This is a genomic window from Dyella kyungheensis (genome assembly GCF_049913195.1).
GTDB classification, from domain to species: Bacteria; Pseudomonadota; Gammaproteobacteria; order Xanthomonadales; family Rhodanobacteraceae; genus Dyella; species Dyella kyungheensis.
Map to the genome: position 1 here is coordinate 2687657 of NZ_CP183983.1, position 16116 is coordinate 2703772.

A 16116-nucleotide genomic window follows, 5' to 3' on the forward strand; every position below is an offset into this window, starting at 1 on the left:
CCACCGAATCTGGAGCGGGAAACGAGACTCGAACTCGCGACCCCGACCTTGGCAAGGTCGTGCTCTACCAACTGAGCTATTCCCGCATCGGAGTCGCGCATTGTAATGGCTAATCCGCGGCCGTCAAGCACCTGTCACAAAGAAACCTAGTCGTCGTTGCGGGGCAAGGCGTGGCCCGAACCGTCGCCCTTCAGGCTGGGCCAGGCGGCCCGCAGGTAATACAGCCCCGACCAGATGGTGAGGATGCCGGCGATCACCAGCAGTCCCTCGCCGATGTGATACAGGCGCAGGGCCTCGGCGTCCTTCTCGTGCTGCACGATCAGCACGATCAGCGCCACCATCTGCATGGCGGTCTTGAGCTTGCCGATGAACGCCACCTTGATGGTGGCGCGCATGCCGATCTCGGCCATCCATTCGCGCAAGGCGGAGACACTGATCTCGCGCCCCACGATGATGGCTGCGGTGATCGCCATCAGGATGCCCGGCCAGCCGCCACGATGGGTTTCCACCAGCAGGAACAGCGTCACCGCCACCATCAGCTTGTCGGCCACCGGGTCGAGGAAGGCACCGAAGGCCGAGGTGAGATTCATGCGCCGGGCGAGATAGCCGTCCAGCCAGTCGGTGACGGCCGCCAGCGCGAACACGATGGCTGCCGTGATGTTGTGCCCCGGAAATTGCCAATAGAACACCACCACCATGACCGGCAACAGCAGTATGCGGAACAGGGTCAGCCAGGTGGGCAGGTTGATGTGCATAGATCCTTTCCGGTTGAAGCGCTCAGCACGGGGACGCGGGAATCATCGAATAGATCGCCCGTCGCCCACAGCCCGAATCATGAGGGATTTTGGCTTTCGCCGGAATGACGCCGAGCACTCCATGTCGTGTCGATCAGCCATGAAGTGCAGCATAGATGCGTTCGGCCAGTCCGCGGTCGATACCTTTGACGCGGGTCAGCTCTTCCACACCGGCCGCTTCCACGCCCTGCAGGCCGCCAAAAGCCTTGAGCAGGGCCGAACGGCGCCTCGCACCTACGCCCGGCACATCCTCCAGCACGCTGCGCTCGCGCGCTTTCTCGCGCCGCTTGCGATGGCCGGTGATGGCAAAGCGATGGGCCTCGTCGCGCACGGCCGCCACCAGGTGCAGCGCCGGCGACGAGGGGCCCGGATGCAGGTTGCGGCCGGAATCGGCCAGCACCAGCGTCTCCTCGCCGGCCCGCCGGCCCGGCCCCTTGGCCACGCCCACCACGTGGATGCCGGTAACGCCCAGCTCGCGCAGCACGTCCAGCGCCTGTGCCACCTGCCCGCTGCCACCGTCGATCAGCAGCACATCGGGGCGTGCACCCTCGCCATCGGCCAGCTTGCGAAACCGCCGCACCAAGGCCTGATGCATGGCGGCATAGTCATCGCCGCACGTGATGCCGGTGATATTGAAACGGCGGTAGTGCGATTTCTCCGGCCCCTCGGGACCGAACACCACGCACGAGGCCACGGTGAGTTCGCCCATCGTGTGGCTGATGTCGAAGCACTCGATGCGGCGCGGCGATTCGTCCAGCTCCAGCAATTTCTGCAGGTCGTCGAAGCGCGCCCCCAGCGTCTGCCGACTGGCGAGCCTGGCGGTGAGCGAGGCCTGCGCATTGCGCTCGGCCATCTGCAGGAAGCGCGCGCGTTCGCCGCGCACGCTGGATTTCAGGTCCACCGCGTGGCCCGACTGCTGCGCAAGCATCTCGCCGAGGATCTGCTGGGTCGGCAGGGTCTCGCCGAGAATCAGTTCGCGCGGCACCGGTCGATCCAGGTAGTACTGCGCGATGAACTGCTCCAGCACGTCGGCCGGTTCGGCATCCAGCGGCAGGCGCGGGAAGAAATCGCGCGTACCCAGGCTGATGCCGTTGCGGAAGAACAGCACGCTCACGCAGGCCATGCCCGCTTCGATGCAGCAGGCCAGCACGTCCATGTCCGCGCTGGCGCCCTGCACATGGTGTTCGGCCTGCAGCTTGCGTAGCGCGGCGACCTGGTCGCGGAACGCGGCGGCACGCTCGAATTCCAGCGATTTGCTGGCCTGCTCCATCTGTCCGGCCAGTTCGTCGATCACCGCGCTGCTGCGGCCCTCGAGGAACATCTCGGCGTGGCGCACGTCGTTGCGATAGTCGTCGACGGTGATGAGCTGCACGCACGGCGCGGTGCACCGGCCGATCTGATGTTGCAGGCAGGGGCGCGAACGGTTCTTGAAATAGCTGTCCTCGCACTGGCGCACCTTGAACAGCTTCTGCATCAGGTTGAGGCTTTCGCGCACCGCGAACGTGCTCGGATACGGACCGAAATAACGGCCCGGCATGTTGCGCGCACCGCGATGGAAGGCGAGCCGCGGATAGTCCTCGCCACCGGACAGATAGATGTACGGATAGCTTTTGTCGTCGCGCAGCAGGATGTTGTAGCGCGGCTTGAGCGACTTGATCAGCTGCGATTCCAGCAGCAGCGCCTCACCCTCGGTACGGGTGATGGTGATCTCGACGCGCGCGATCTGCGACACCATCGCCGCGATGCGCGGCTCCATCCGCGGCTTGAGGAAATAGCTACCGACGCGCTTCTTGAGATTGCCGGCCTTGCCCACGTATAGGAGATCGCCGTCCTCGTCGAAATAACGATAGACGCCGGGCGAGGTACTGAGGTTTTTGACGAAAGCCTTGCCGTCGAAGGCTTGCGGCGGCGGAGTGGACTGCATCGTGTGATTCTATCCGCTCACCGGCGCCGCAGGCGGGCGATCAAGCCATCCACGCCCTGCTCGGCGAGCGCCACGGCGCGGCGGAAGCCGTCGGTGTCGCCGTAGTACGGATCGGGAAACTCCGCCGGCCCGGCAACACCAGCCCAGGGCAGGAACAACGCCGGTTCCGAACCGTCGCGACGCAGCCCCTGGAGCGTTTCCAGATTGTCCTGGTCCATCGCCAGCACCCAGTCGAAATCCTGGAAATCGGCCGCCCGCACTTGCCGCGCCCGATGCGGCGACAGGTCATAGCCCGCATCCGCCGCCGCACGGAGCATGCGTGGATCGGCCCCCTTGCCCGCGTGCCAGTGCCCGGTGCCGCAGGAGGCCAGCGTCAGCGCGAGGCCCGCCTGGGCACTGCGCTGGCGCGCCACGGCCTCCACCAGCGGCGAACGGCAGATGTTGCCCAAGCACACGAACAGGATGGATGGCGGGTCCATGGCATTCATCGGGAGAGCGACCTCGGGGCTGACGACATCGTATGAACCAACGAAATGGCTGCGAAAAGGCCCGCAATCAAGCCCTGGAGAATGACCAAAGTCACGATTGTTGTGTAACGCAAAGTCTGTCTATATTTGGGCGGTCCACAGGGGAGGAAGAAAGTGAAGCGCAAGCTCTTTACGATAGCGGCCGCTGCCGCCGCCATGCTGGTGTGCCAGGGGGCTCTCGCGGCGGCCGTCGAGCAGGATGCAGCCGCTCCAGCAGCCGCCGCGTCCTCGGCCAGCCCAGGCAACAGCAGCGCAGGCGACCGCCCCGCCAGCGTCGACGAGGATCGTCCTCAGCCGGCCCCCCGTTTTTCCGCCGCCATGAAGAATTCCGCCGGCACCGGCACGGTCGTGGTGATGGTGCAGGTGGGGGCCGACAGCAAGGCCAAATCCTTCCACGTGATGATGTCGTCGGGCTCCAAGGCCCTCGATGACGAGGCCGTGCGCACGGTGAAGGGCTGGTCGTACAAGCCGGCCGTCAAGAACGGCGCGCCTGCTGATGGCTACGTGCAGATACCGATTGCGTTCAACAAATAATTCCGACCGCTAGGATTCGGATGTCGCCCGTCGGCAAGAAACCGGAGTAGCGCTCGTGGGCTGTCTTCCGCTTCCCATCCTGTTCGTGCTCGGCGTTCTGATCGGCCATGCCGTCGCCGGCACCAACGGTGCGCTGTGGGGCGCCGGCATCGGGCTGGTGGTCGGTCTGGTGTTGGGCGGACTGCTGGTGATGATGCTGCGCCGGGGGCGCTGAGGATCAACGATCGGCCAGCCAGCGTTCCGCGCGCTGCAGATCGGCTTCGGTGTCGATGCCCGGCGGGAACGGCTCGGGCGTGAGGCGGGCCGCAATCGGGAAGCCGTGCTCCAGCACGCGCAATTGCTCCAGCGACTCGGCCTGCTCCAGCGGCGTGCGCTCAAGCGTGGTGTATCGCTTCAGGAAGGCCGCCCGATAGGCGTAAATACCGATGTGGCGCAAGAACGGTATGTTCTCGGGCAACACGTTGCGGTGAACGGCGAACGCGTCGCGCGCCCACGGCAGGGGCGCGCGGCTGAAATACAAGGCACGTCCCGTCGCCGACCGCACCAGCTTGACGACGTTGGGATCGAACAGTTCGTGCGCGTCCAAGATCGGCGTGGCCAGCGTGGCCATCGGCGCATCGTCCTCGGCCAGCGCATTTGCCACTTCGCGAATGCCCGCAGCCGGGGCGAACGGTTCGTCGCCCTGCAGGTTCACCACGATGGCATCGTCGGGCCACGCATAGTGCTCGGCGCATTCGGCCAGGCGATCGCTGCCCGAGGCATGATCGCTGCGCGTCATGCATACATCCACGCCCTGCCCTTGCAGTGCATCGGCAATGCGCCGGTCGTCCACCGCCACCACCACCTGCGACGCACCCGCCTCAAGCGCACGCTGCGCCACGCGCACCACCATCGGCACGCCGGCAATATCGCGCAGCGGTTTGGCCGGCAGGCGGGTGGAACCGTAGCGGGCGGGAATGGCGACGATGAAGGGAGGCGTGGCAGTGGGCATGGCGATCTCGGCGTGAGGCCACAAGGGTAGCTGCACCGACTGCTACGGGCGAGACCTTGTGGGAGCGCACCCTGTGCGCGACGGGCATGCCGGACGGTCTCGGTTCCTGCCAGTCGCGCACAGGGTGCTCCCGCAGAAAAGCCCAACTTGCTGGAATCAGGCAGTTTCCAGCCTGAATCCGCAGCCGTTGGCCAGCTCGATGAAACCCGGAAACGAGGTCGCCACATTGGCGCAATCGTTGATGCGCACCGCACCGCTGGCGATCAGGCCGGCCACCGCGAAACTCATGGCGATGCGGTGATCGCCGTGGCTCTCGATGGTGCCGCCATGCAGCGGGCCGCCGTGAATCGTTGCGCCATCGGGAGTCTCGTCGACGACAGCGCCAAGCGTGCGCAACCCCGTGGCCATCGCGGCCAGGCGATCCGATTCCTTCACGCGCAATTCGGCCGCGCCGCGCACCACGGTCTTGCCATGTGCTGCCGTGGCTGCGACGAACAGCGCGGGGAATTCGTCGATCATGTCCGGCACCAACACCTCGGGCAGTTCGATGCCATGCAGCGGTGCGTGGCGCACCACCAGGTCGCCCACCGGTTCGCCACCGCTCTCGCGTTCGTTTTCCACCCGGATATCCGCGCCCATCAGGCGCAAGGCCTGCAGCAGGCCGGTGCGACGCGGATTGAGCCCCACCGTCGGCAAGCGCAATTCGGAACCCGGCACGATGCTGCCCGCGACCAGGAAGAACGCGGCCGAGGAAAAGTCGGCCGGCACATCGACCTGGGTGGCACGAAGCGTATGTCCGCCACTCAGACGTGCACGGCCCGGCGCGAAATCGATCGGCCAGCCAAAGGCCGCCAGCATGCGCTCGGTGTAGTCGCGGGTTGGATGCGGCTCGATCACTTCCGTCTCGCCTTTTGCATACAGGCCAGCGAGCAGCAGCGCCGACTTCACCTGCGCGCTCGCTACCGGCAAAGTGTATGCAATGCCCTGCAGCGACTGACCGCCGCGCACCTGCAGCGGCGGCAAGCCATTCTGCGTGTCGATCTTCGCGCCCATCCGTTCGAGCGGATCGGTCACCCGACGCATGGGGCGCTTGGACAGCGATTCGTCGCCCACCAGCGTGCTGTCGAAGGCCTGCCCAGCCAGCAGGCCGGCAAGCAGGCGCATGCCGGTGCCGGCATTGCCGCAATCGAGCTGCGCGGCGGTTCCACGCAGGCCATGCAGGCCCACGCCATGCACCACGCGTTCGCCGTCGGCCGGTGCGTCGATGCGCACACCGAGCAGTTGCAGCACGGCCGCCGTGGCGCGCGTGTCTTCGCCTTCCAGGAAGCCGCGAATATGCGAGCTGCCTTCGGCCAGCGCACCCAGCATGAGTGCACGATGCGAAACGGATTTGTCGCCAGGCACGCGCACGCTGCCGTGGAGCACGCGAACGTTATGACTGGTCCAGTCGAGTCGGGTCACAATGAATTCTCCAACGGCCGCCATGCAGCGGCCCGGTACAGATCAGGGCAGCGCCACCGGGTACGAGCCGAGCACGCGCACCTGCGCGGCGGCTTCGCCCATTTCCTTCATCGCGGCCTGCAACGGCTCGTCGTTGATGTGGCCGGAGACGTCGATGAAGAAGGCGTATTGCCATTTGCCCGAATGCGCGGGACGCGATTCGATGCGATTGAGGCTGATGTCGTGTTCGGCGAACGGCTTGAGCACGTGATACAACGCGCCCGGCTTGTCGTTCACGGTGATCAGCAGCGAGGTGCGGTCGTTGCCCGACGGCGGAAACAGCGAGCGGCCGATGACCAGAAAACGCGTGGTGTTGTCGGCGCGATCCTCGATGGCTTGCGCCACCGTCTTCAGCCCATAGACGCGACCGGCGGTCTCGCCCGCGATGGCGGCGGCATCGTCCGCATGGCGCGCCAGGCGCGCGGCTTCGGCATTGCTGCTCACCGCGATGCACTCGACGCCCGGCAGGTTGATGCGCAGCCAGGTCTTGCACTGCTGCAGCGACTGCGCATGCGCATAGACGCGCTTGATGCCGTCCAGCGTGCCCTGCATCGAATGCAGGCATTGATGCACGCGCAGTTCCACTTCGCCGCAGATGGTGGCCTCGGAGGTGAGGAACATGTCCAGCGTGACCTGGATCATGCCCTGGCCGGAATTCTCCACCGGCACCACGCCGAAATCGGCATGGCCCGCGGCCACTTCCTGGAACACTTCCTCGATGCTGCCCAGCGGCAGGCCGTAAGCGGCATGGCCGAAATGCTTGCGCACCGCCTGCTCGCTGAAAGTGCCCTCGGGACCGAGAAAGCCGACCTTGAGCGGATCTTCCTGCGCGAGGCAGGAAGACATGATCTCGCGGAACAGGCGCACCATTTCCACGTCGGTGAGCGGACCGTCGTTGCGGTCCACCACCATGCGCAGCACATGGGCTTCGCGTTCCGGACGGTAATAGTCGATCGCCGACAGCCCTTCGCCCTTCACCCGGGCCACTTCCTGCGCCCAGCCGGCGCGCTCGGAGATCAGCTGCTGGATCTGCTGATCGATGCTGTCGATGCGTTCGCGCACGTCGGAAAGCGAGGATTTCTTATCGGTCATGTCGTGGGGCTGCAGAAGCAAGAAGTCCAGCGGGGAATCACCGATAGTCATGGATCGGCGACCTGTCGTGCAACGGTTTCATCCGTGACGTTTGGCAAAATCCTTCATGAAACCCACCAGCGCCTGCACGGCTTCCAGCGGTACGGCGTTGTACAGCGACGCACGCATCCCGCCCAGCGCCTTGTGGCCCTTGAGCGCGAGCAGTCCGGCGGCTTCGGATGCCTTGAGGAAATCCGCATCCAACGCGCTGTCGTGCAGCGTGAAAGGCACATTCATGCGCGAGCGCGAATCGACCGCCACCGGATTGCGATAGAAGCCGCCGGAATGATCGATGGCGTCGTAAAGCAGCGCGGCCTTCGCCTCGTTGCGCTGACCGATCACGGCCAGCCCGCCCTGCTCTTTCAGCCACTGGAAGGTGAGCCCTGCCAGATACCAGCCCCAGGTGTTGGGGGTATTGAGCATGGAATCGTTCGCCGCATGATCTGCGTAGCGGAAGATGCGCGCCATCGGCCGGGAGGCGCGTTCGAGCAGGTCGCGTCGCACGATCATCACCACCAGGCCCGACGGGCCGATGTTCTTCTGCGCGCCCGCGTAGATCAGCCCGAACTTCGACACATCGAGCGGACCCGACAGGATGTCCGAGGACATGTCGGCCACCAGCGGCACATCGCCGACGTCCGGGACATCATGGAATTCCACCCCGTGGATGGTTTCGTTCGGCGTGTAGTGCACATAGGCGGCGCGTGGATCGAGCTGCCACGTCTCGCGTGGCGGCAGGCGCCGGTAGTTTTCGTCCTTGCTGCTCCCGGCCAGATTCACCTTCACGTAGGGCGCCGCTTCGCTGGCGGCCTTCTCGCCCCAATGGCCGGTCACTACGTAATCGGCGCTGGCACCTTCGTCCGCCAGGTTCATCGGGATCTGGGCGAAGTGCTGGGTGGCGCCACCCTGCAGGAACAGCACCGCATAGTTGTCGGGAATGGCCAGCAGCTCGCGCAGGTCGGCTTCGGCCTGCTGGGCCAGGCCCATGAACAGCTTGCCGCGATGGGACAGCTCCATCACCGAGGCCCCGCAGCCCTGCCAGTCCAGCAGTTCGCGCTGGGCTCGCTCCAATACCGGTTGCGGCAGCGCGGCCGGGCCAGCGCTGAAATTCCACAGTCTGCTCACTGATGACGCCTTGGAAACGGGGTTCGCCGCATTATGCCGCGTCGCAGCAACACGGCGTCAAGCCAAAGTGCAGTGCCGCGGTATCGCCCGCGCAAGGCCTCAGAAACGCACCAGCAAAGCCACCGCGATGCCCAGCGCCAGCACGGCGGCCGTGGCGATCAGCCACCACACTTCGCCGCGCGGACCTGCGTCTTCTTCGGGCAGATGCAGCGGCTCGGGCGCCGGCTGGGGGATTTCGGGTTCCGGCTCCAGTCCCGGCGCATCGACCACGAAGCGATGCATGCCCAGGCCGACCTGGTCGCCCGGACGAAGCGCGGCCTGGGTGACCGGCACGCCGTTCACGCGCAGCGGATAGCGTGTGGACTGCTGGCCGCCCTCGAGCATCAGCTGGCCCTCGCGCCAGAACAACACCAGCGAGGCGGTTTCGCCCTGCGGCAGCTCCAGCGGAATGCCGCCGTGCGGCCCCAGTTCCAGCTTGTCCTGCAACGGCAGCACGCGGCCCGACAAGGGGCCGGCCACCGCACGCAGCGCGACCGTGCAGCGGCCCTCGGCCGGCACGGTCACGGGCAGGCTGTGCGCGGGTTCCTCGTCGGCACGCAGCAGCATGCGGCAGTCGCCCACGCTGAGAATGTCGCCGGGGCGAAGCAGGGCTTTTTCACGCACCGGCCGTGCGTTCACGTAGATGCGATTGCCCTGGGGAAGCATCTGCAACACCCAGCCGCGACGATCCAGTTGGATACGCAGGTGATACGCGCCAGCCTGATGCGATGCGAGGATCAGGTCGTTGTCGGGCGCGCTGCCGATGCGCAACACAGGGCCGTCCCAGTGGAAATCCTCTCGGGCGGAATTGGGAAACTCGATGCGCATCAGTGAACCAGTCGATGGACGGCGGGACTCTAGCAGATGCCTACGCCTTTCAGTGCCTGTTTCCGGCCTGCCACGCCGCTAAGGCCGGCAGTCAGTCAGCGATCGGCGGTCTGGCTTACCATGCCCGTCCAATCCCAGGAGTTCGCCATGCCCAAGATCGACATCCGCCGTCCTCATCAACTGTCCCTGAGCGAGGCCCGCGCGGTGGTCGACAAGGTGGCGGCCCGCATGCAGGAGAAGTTCGGCATGGAGGGCCAGTGGCAGGGCGACACCTTGCGTTTTTCCCGCCCTGGCGTGAACGGCAGCATCGCCGTGGCCAGCGACGTGATCCACGTGACGGCCGAGCTGGGCATGATGCTGGCCCCCCTCAAAGGCATGGTGGAACAGGAGATCCGTCGCAAGCTGGATGAGCATTTTGGCTGATGATTCTTTAACCATCGGAACTTCCGTGCCATAATCGACGGATTAAGCGGCCACGACGGCTGCCCTGCCCCCACGGAACGCATGGCCAAAGACGACGTCATTGAAATGGAAGGTACGGTCCAGGAGACCCTGCCCAACACCATGTTCCGCGTGCAGCTGGAAAACGGCCACGTGATCACGGCCCATATCTCCGGCCGCATGCGCAAGCATTACATCCGCATCCTCACCGGCGACAAGGTGAAGGTGGAGATGACCCCGTACGACCTGACCAAGGGTCGTATCACCTACCGCATGAAGTGATTTCACGGCCTCTGTAGGAGCGCACCCTGTGCGCGACCAACCTACGGAGCAGTGACACCGTAACGCCGCGGTCGCGCACAGGGTGCGCTCCCACAGGGTTACGAGCTTGAAGAAAGCCGCGCATGACGCGGCTTTTTTTGTTGGCCTTTTTCAGCCATCGCCCAAGAAAAACGGCGCCGTATCGCTACGGCGCCGTTCCTTTTCTGCAGTTGGAGCCCGGTCTTACCAGATGTAGCTGGCACCCACGCCCACACCGGCATCACCCTGGGTGGTGGCGCTGGCGCTGAACTTCACCGCAAACTTGCCCGAGGCGCTCAGCGCGGACATGCCCACCGCGATGCTGGACTGACCGCGGAAGGTGCCGACGCCCGCACCCACCGAGTTCTGGCCGGCGGCCACCGCCTGCGGGATGGAGGTCATCGCCATCGCCGCGGCCACGCCGCCGCTCACCTGACGGCCCATGTTGTTCACCTGCTGGTCGGTGTAGCTCTTGGACCAATTGGCCGCCTGCTGCACCTGGCCCACCGTGGCCGCGTCCGACGGTGCCGTGCCCGGGCCCACGTTGTGGATCACGGTCGCGTTGCCGCCGCCATTCAAGGTCACGCTGGTGCTGCCGTCGGCGTTGGTGTCGTAGGTCACCGCCGTGTTGGTGGTGCCGTCGCCGTTCATCACACCCGCGGCCTTCAGCTGGCCCACGTTCACCGCATCCGTGTTGGCCGTACCGGCCGCGACGTTGGTGACCTGACGCTCGTGACCCGCCGAGCCCACCGACACGCTGTTGCTGCGGTCGGCGACCGAGTTGGCGCCCAGTGCCACACTGTTGTCGCCGGAGGCCGTCGCGGCGTTACCCAAGGCCGTGCTGTTGTTGCCCGACGCCACGGCGCTGGTGCCACCGGCCGTCGACTTGCTGCCCGAAGCCGCAGGCTGGGTGCCGTTGCTGTCCTTGCTGACCTGGAACATGCCGGCCTGACCGTTGGTGATGTTGGTCACGTTGCTCACGGCACCGGCCATGTTGTTCACCGTGTTCTCCACGTTGGTCACGCGGCCATCGAGGTTGCTCACGGCCTGATTGGTGGCATTGAGCTGGCTGCCGTTCACCGCATCGGTGCTGGTGGCAGACAAGTTGCCGGCCGCGACGTTGGTGATCTGGCGCTCCTGGCCCACCGAACCTACCGACACGCTATTCGCGCGGTCAGCCACCGAACCCGCACCCAGCGCCACGCTGTTGGCCTGGCTGGCCTGGGCACCGTTGCCGATCGCCACCGACCTGGCGGCGGAAGCCTGGGTGTTGCCACCCACGGCCACGCTTTCGGAGCCGGCAGCGCTGGCACCTGCGGCGGTCGAATTGACCTGCACGTACTTCAGGCCGCCGGTATTCATGGTGTTGATGGTGCTGTTGATGTTGGCGATATCGCCGGTGTTCTGCGCCACCTGCTGGTTGGTCGCGTACAGCTGCGAACCGTTCACTGCATCGCTGCTCGTCGCGGACAGTGCACCGTCCTTCACGTTGCTCACCTGCACCGGCGTACCGGCATTGCCCAGGGTGACCTTGTCGTGGGCGGCCGAGTCGTACTTCACCGCATCAGCGAGCTGACCGTTCATGCCGGTGATGGTGGTGTTGATGGTGGAGATATCGGTGGTGTTCTGCGAGACGCGACCGTCGAGATTGGTGATCGCACTACCCACGTTGTTGACCGTGGTGGTGGAACCGTTCGCGTTGTGCACGCTGTAGCTCGGTGCCGAGATCGAACCGTCAGCATTCACCGTCGAGCCGCCGCCGATGGCATCGGCCATCGACTGACTCACGCCATGCAACTGGCCACCATTGACGGCATCCTTGCTGCCGGCAGCGACCGTACCGTCCGCCACGTTCAGCAGTTTGCGAGCGCCCGCGGTGCCCTGGAAGTCCACCGCAGCGCCGTCGGTGCCCTTGCCCACCGTGAGGTTGGCGCCGGCCGACGCCTGCTGCACCAGACCGATCGTGCCGCTGTTGATCTGGGTGTTGATGGTGTTGATCGCCGTGGTGTTGCCCGCGATATCGGTGGTGTTCTGCCCCACCTGCTGATTGGTCGCGTACAGCTGCGAGCCGTTCACCGCATCGGTGCTGGCAGCGGACAGGCCGCCGTTCTTCACATTGGTCACCTGCACCGGTGTGCCGGCGGCACCCAGGGTCACCTTGTCGTGCGTCGCCGAGTCGTACTTCACCGCATCGGCCAGCTGGCCGTTCATGCCGGCAATGGTCGTGTTGATGGTATTGATATTGCCTTCATTGGTGGTGACGCGGCTGCCCAAGTTGGTGATGGCCGTAGTGTTGCCGGCGATATCGCTGGTGTTCTGCGTCACCTGCTGATTGGTCGCGTACAGCTGTGAGCCGTTCACGGCATCCGGCTGGCCGAGGTCAACGCACCCGCCGACACGCTCTTCAGCGTACGGGTGTTGCCGGTCTTGTCGGCAAAGTTCACTGCTGCGCCGTCGGTGTCCTTGCCCACGGTCAGGTCGGCACCGGCCACCGCCTGCTGCACCAGACCCACCGTGCCGCCGCTGATGTTGTTGACGGTGTTCTGCAGGCTAGTGATCGAGGTCGTGTTGCCTGCGATGTCGGTGGTGTTCTGCGTGACGTTCGCGTTGGTCGCATACAACTGCGAGCCATTGACTGCATCGGAGCTGGCAGCGCTCAGCGCACCGTTCTTGACGTTCGTCACCTGCACCGGCGTGCCGGCGTTGCCCAGTGTCACCGTGTCGTGCGCGGCCGAATCGTACTTCACCGCATCAGCCAGCTGGCCGTTCATGCCGGCAATCGTGGTGTTGATGGTGGAGATGCTGCCTTCGTTGGTGGTGACGCGGGTGCCCAGGTTGGTGATCGCCGTGGTGTTGCCAGCGACGTTGGCATTGGTCGCGTTGAGCTGCGACATGTTCACCGCATCGGTGTTGGCTACACCAGCCGTCACGTTCTTGAGCGTGCGGGTGTTGCCGGTCTTGTCGGCAAAGTCGACCGCAACACCGTCGGTGGCCTTGCCCACGGTCAGGTCGGCGCCGGCAGCCGCCTGCTGCACCAGGCCCACGGTGCCGCCGCTGATGTTGTTGACAGTGTTCTGCAGGCTCGTGATCGAGGTCGTGTTGCCTGCGATGTCGGTGGTGTTCTGCGTGACGTTCGCATTGGTCGCATACAACTGCGAGCCATTGACTGCATCGGTGCTGGCAGCAGACAGCGCGCCGGTCTTCACATTGGTCACCCGCACCGGCGTGCCGGCGTTGCCCAGGGTCACCGTGTCGTGAGCGGCCGAGTCGTACTTCACCGCATCAGCCAGCTGGCCGTTCATGCCGGCAATCGTGGTGTTGATGGTGGTGATGCTGCCTTCGTTGGTGGTGACGCGGGTACCGAGGTTGGTGATCGCCGTGGTGTTGCCAGCGACGTTGGCATTGGTCGCATTGAGCTGCGACATGTTCACCGCATCGGTATTGGCTACACCGGCCGTGACGTTCTTCAGCGTGCGGGTGTTGCCGTTCTTGTCGGCAAAATTCACGGCTACGCCGTCAGTGCCCTTGCCCACGGTCAGGTCGGCGCCGGCCGCAGCCTGCTGGACCAGGCCCACGGTGCCGTTGTTGATCTGGTTGGTGATGTTGCTGATCGAGGTCGTGTTGCCCGCGATAGCTGTGGTGTTACCGGCGATGTCGGTGGTGTTCTGCGCGACCTGCTGGTTGGTCGCGTACAGCTGCGAGCCGTTCACCGCATCGGTGCTGGCAGCGGTCAGCGCGCCGTTCTTGACGTTCGTCACCTGCACCGGCGTGCCGGCATTGCCCAGGGTGACCTGGTCGTGCGTGGCCGAGTCGTACTTCACCGCATCGGCCAGCTGACCATTCATGCCGGCAATCGTGGTGTTGATGGTGGAGATGCTGCCTTCGTTGGTGGTGACGCGGGTGCCGAGATTGGTGATCGCCGTGGTGTTGCCAGCCACGTTGGCATTGGTCGCATTGAGCTGCGACATGTTCACCGCATCGGTCGCCGCCACACCGGCAGTGACGTTCTTCAGCGTGCGGGTGTTGCCGTTCTTGTCGGCAAAGTCGACCGCCACACCATCGGTGGCCTTGCCCACGGTCAGATCGGCACCGGCCGCCGCCTGTTGGACCAGGCCCACGGTGCCGCTGCTGATGTTGTTGACGGTGTTCTGCAGGTTATTGATCGACGTCGTATTGCCGGCGATGTTCGTGGTGTTCTGCGTCACCGATGTATTGAGCGTGCCCAGCGCGGCATCCACCTTGGCGAAACCCGTGCCCACATCGGTCGCCGCACCCGTGGTGCCCGCAATGCCGTTGGCATTGGTCAGTGCATAGCTGGGGCCGGTGACGGCACCGGTGGTGGCGTCGATGGCCGCGCCGCCGCCCAGAGCAGTGACGACCGGGGTCAGCTGGGACACGTTGACCGCGTCGTTGCTTTGCGTACCGGCACCCATATTCACGATTTGACGCGTGCCGGCCGCCTGGACGGTACCCGAAACGTCGGTGAACGATGAGGCTGCGCCTACCGACACCGTATTGGCGCGATCAGCAAGCGTACCTTTACCCAGCGCTACCGAATTATTGGCCTGCGCCAAGCTTCGGCTGCCAACAGCTATGCCTGACGTTCCTGTGGCCTGGGCGTACCGACCGAGCGCCGTGCCGCCGGTGCTTGTCGCCACGGCTCCGACGCCAAGGGCCATGCTGGTGGCGGTGGTCGCCTGCGCGTTATAGCCCATCGCCATAGCGGCATTAAGCGGGTTGCTGCCACCGCCAACCGAATTTGCTACCGCGCCCGCGCCGATTGCTATATCGGCCACGAGCATGGCCTTGCTGTTCGGGCCGATAGCAACACTTGAAGTGCCGCTCGCTGCGGCGTCGTCGGTGCCATTATTCAAACCGTTCGACTTGAAGTAGCGGTTGGTATTCGTCGCCTGAGTACCCACTTTGCCCAGCGCGGCATCCACCTTGGCGAAGCCCGTACCCACGTCCGTCGCCGCACCCACGGTGCCGTCGATGCTGTTGGCATTGGTCAATGCGTAGCTCGGGCCAGTCACCACGCCCGTGGTGCCGTCGATCGCCGCGCCGTTACCCAGCGCCGTGACGATCGGGGCTAGCTGGGCCACGCTGACCGCGTCGTTATTGTTCACACCGTTCGCCACATTGGTTACGGTGTTGCCGCCCATGCTGACGGTCTTGCCGATGCCCACGGTCAGGCCGCCATTGGCGTTGACCATGCCGCTGAAGGTCGGGTTGTTGACCACACCCATGGTGATGGTATTGCCGCTGCGCGTCACGGTGGCGTTGGTGCCTGCCGCGAAGTTGGCCGTGCCGCCGGGAGCGATATTCTGCGAAGTGGCACCGGCGTCGGCGCTCAGATTCCAGCCCTTGTTGGCGGTGGTATTGGCCGTATTCGCCGTGGTTTGCGCCGTGGTCACGGCCGTATTGAGCGTACCCAGCGCGGTATCGACCTTGCTGAAGCCGCTGGCCACGGTGGTGGCAGCACCGGCGGTGCCGCCGATGCTGTTGGCATTGGTCAGTGCGTAGCTCGGCGCTGAGACAGTGCCATTGGCGTTCACGACTGAGCCGCCGCCAAGCGCATTGGCCACTGACTGGGAGACGTTGAAGATCTGACTGCCATTGACGGCATCCGAACTGCCCGAGGAGATGCCGCCATTGGCCAGATTGGTGATGTTGTTGTTGCCCATATCCATCGTGGAAAGGGCCTTGATGCCGGACCCCAAAATCTGCAGCTTGTCACTGCCACCGGCGCCAAGACGGACCGTGTTGGGATCGGTCACCGTGAGGTAAGCGCCCCAGGCACCCGTTGAGGTGTATGAAACAATGCCGGCTTGCGTACTACCACCAGAGGTATCGCAGGTGCCTCCAGCAGTTGTGACGCCAGCGGCCGCGGTGCTCAAGCAGGAGGCAGATCCGGGAGAGAGAATACCCGCGGAAAAGCCATTGACCGGTCCTGCCATGGCCATGGGGGACGCGGCGAAAATA

The 16116-nt window shown here is 65.0% G+C and carries 14 protein-coding genes and 1 tRNA gene; 4 read left to right on the forward strand and 11 right to left on the reverse strand.

Annotation, left to right across the window (positions count from 1 at the left end; genetic code table 11):
* Positions 1–10: 10 nt before the first annotated feature.
* The 4 genes from ACN9MB_RS11875 to ACN9MB_RS11890 all read right to left on the reverse strand — a co-directional run bounded on the left by ACN9MB_RS11875 (position 11) and on the right by ACN9MB_RS11890 (position 3197).
* A tRNA-Gly gene (locus ACN9MB_RS11875) sits at positions 11–86 on the reverse strand.
* A 60-nt stretch (positions 87–146) separates the two neighbouring features.
* Positions 147–755: a CDP-diacylglycerol--glycerol-3-phosphate 3-phosphatidyltransferase gene (pgsA, locus tag ACN9MB_RS11880; RefSeq protein WP_426268983.1), complete on the reverse strand. Its 609-nt coding sequence runs from the start codon at positions 753–755 to the stop codon at positions 147–149.
* A gap of 133 nt (positions 756–888) precedes the next feature.
* On the reverse strand, positions 889–2718 hold the full coding sequence (gene uvrC / locus ACN9MB_RS11885; RefSeq protein ID WP_426268984.1) for an excinuclease ABC subunit UvrC: 1830 nt from the start codon (positions 2716–2718) through the stop codon (positions 889–891).
* Positions 2719–2735: 17 nt separating this feature from the next.
* Positions 2736–3197 carry a low molecular weight protein-tyrosine-phosphatase gene (locus ACN9MB_RS11890; protein WP_239535760.1) on the reverse strand — a complete coding sequence of 154 codons (462 nt, stop codon included), beginning with the start codon at positions 3195–3197 and terminating at the stop codon, positions 2736–2738.
* A 162-nt stretch (positions 3198–3359) separates the two neighbouring features.
* On the opposite strand from ACN9MB_RS11890, the gene ACN9MB_RS11895 reads away from it, so the two are divergent.
* Together ACN9MB_RS11895 and ACN9MB_RS11900 are read left to right on the forward strand one after the other, a co-directional pair.
* The gene (locus tag ACN9MB_RS11895) at positions 3360–3779 is read left to right on the forward strand and encodes an energy transducer TonB (protein ID WP_426268985.1); all 420 of its coding nucleotides are present in this window, start codon (positions 3360–3362) and stop codon (positions 3777–3779) included.
* Positions 3780–3834: 55 nt separating this feature from the next.
* The gene (locus tag ACN9MB_RS11900; protein WP_204636433.1) at positions 3835–3993 is read left to right on the forward strand and encodes a hypothetical protein; all 159 of its coding nucleotides are present in this window, start codon (positions 3835–3837) and stop codon (positions 3991–3993) included.
* A gap of 3 nt (positions 3994–3996) precedes the next feature.
* Here ACN9MB_RS11900 and kdsB read toward each other — a convergent pair whose 3' ends face one another.
* From kdsB to ACN9MB_RS11925, 5 genes are all read right to left on the reverse strand, one after another.
* Complete coding sequence (gene kdsB / locus ACN9MB_RS11905) at positions 3997–4770, reverse strand: 3-deoxy-manno-octulosonate cytidylyltransferase (RefSeq protein WP_426268986.1); 774 nt, start codon at positions 4768–4770, stop codon at positions 3997–3999.
* 156 nt (positions 4771–4926) lie between these two features.
* Entirely contained in the window at positions 4927–6234 is a 1308-nt protein-coding gene (gene aroA / locus ACN9MB_RS11910) for a 3-phosphoshikimate 1-carboxyvinyltransferase (RefSeq protein ID WP_426271911.1), read from the reverse strand.
* A 39-nt stretch (positions 6235–6273) separates the two neighbouring features.
* Positions 6274–7362, reverse strand: coding sequence for a prephenate dehydratase (gene pheA / locus ACN9MB_RS11915; protein ID WP_204636431.1), 1089 nt, complete (start codon positions 7360–7362; stop codon positions 6274–6276).
* Positions 7363–7440: 78 nt separating this feature from the next.
* On the reverse strand, positions 7441–8526 hold the full coding sequence (serC, locus tag ACN9MB_RS11920) for a 3-phosphoserine/phosphohydroxythreonine transaminase (protein ID WP_204636430.1): 1086 nt from the start codon (positions 8524–8526) through the stop codon (positions 7441–7443).
* A gap of 99 nt (positions 8527–8625) precedes the next feature.
* The gene (locus ACN9MB_RS11925) at positions 8626–9393 is read right to left on the reverse strand and encodes an FHA domain-containing protein (RefSeq protein WP_204636429.1); all 768 of its coding nucleotides are present in this window, start codon (positions 9391–9393) and stop codon (positions 8626–8628) included.
* A gap of 147 nt (positions 9394–9540) precedes the next feature.
* Here ACN9MB_RS11925 and ACN9MB_RS11930 point away from each other — a divergent pair, with 147 nt between their 5' ends.
* Positions 9541–9816: a polyhydroxyalkanoic acid system family protein gene (locus ACN9MB_RS11930; protein WP_204636428.1), complete on the forward strand. Its 276-nt coding sequence runs from the start codon at positions 9541–9543 to the stop codon at positions 9814–9816.
* Between the two features lie 81 nt (positions 9817–9897).
* The gene (gene infA / locus ACN9MB_RS11935; protein WP_019466733.1) at positions 9898–10116 is read left to right on the forward strand and encodes a translation initiation factor IF-1; all 219 of its coding nucleotides are present in this window, start codon (positions 9898–9900) and stop codon (positions 10114–10116) included.
* 222 nt (positions 10117–10338) lie between these two features.
* On the opposite strand, the gene ACN9MB_RS11940 is transcribed toward infA, so the two are convergent.
* A complete protein-coding gene (locus ACN9MB_RS11940) occupies positions 10339–12495 on the reverse strand; it encodes a YadA family autotransporter adhesin (RefSeq protein WP_426268987.1) in 2157 nt (718 codons plus the stop codon).
* Positions 12492–15911: a beta strand repeat-containing protein gene (locus ACN9MB_RS11945; protein ID WP_426271912.1), complete on the reverse strand. Its 3420-nt coding sequence runs from the start codon at positions 15909–15911 to the stop codon at positions 12492–12494. The genes ACN9MB_RS11940 and ACN9MB_RS11945 overlap by 4 nt, the downstream gene beginning before the upstream one ends.
* Positions 15912–16116: the final 205 nt, after the last annotated feature.

Excerpts from the sequence above, each read along its gene's own strand:
- pgsA (WP_426268983.1), bottom strand. The coding sequence starts at position 755 with ATGCACATCAACCTGCCCACCTGGCTGACCCTGTTCCGCATACTGCTG.
- pheA (WP_204636431.1), bottom strand. The coding sequence starts at position 7,362 with ATGACCGATAAGAAATCCTCGCTTTCCGACGTGCGCGAACGCATCGAC.
- infA (WP_019466733.1), top strand. The coding sequence starts at position 9,898 with ATGGCCAAAGACGACGTCATTGAAATGGAAGGTACGGTCCAGGAGACC.
- ACN9MB_RS11925 (WP_204636429.1), bottom strand. The coding sequence starts at position 9,393 with ATGCGCATCGAGTTTCCCAATTCCGCCCGAGAGGATTTCCACTGGGAC.
- ACN9MB_RS11930 (WP_204636428.1), top strand. The coding sequence starts at position 9,541 with ATGCCCAAGATCGACATCCGCCGTCCTCATCAACTGTCCCTGAGCGAG.
- ACN9MB_RS11890 (WP_239535760.1), bottom strand. The coding sequence starts at position 3,197 with ATGGACCCGCCATCCATCCTGTTCGTGTGCTTGGGCAACATCTGCCGT.
- kdsB (WP_426268986.1), bottom strand. The coding sequence starts at position 4,770 with ATGCCCACTGCCACGCCTCCCTTCATCGTCGCCATTCCCGCCCGCTAC.
- uvrC (WP_426268984.1), bottom strand. The coding sequence starts at position 2,718 with ATGCAGTCCACTCCGCCGCCGCAAGCCTTCGACGGCAAGGCTTTCGTC.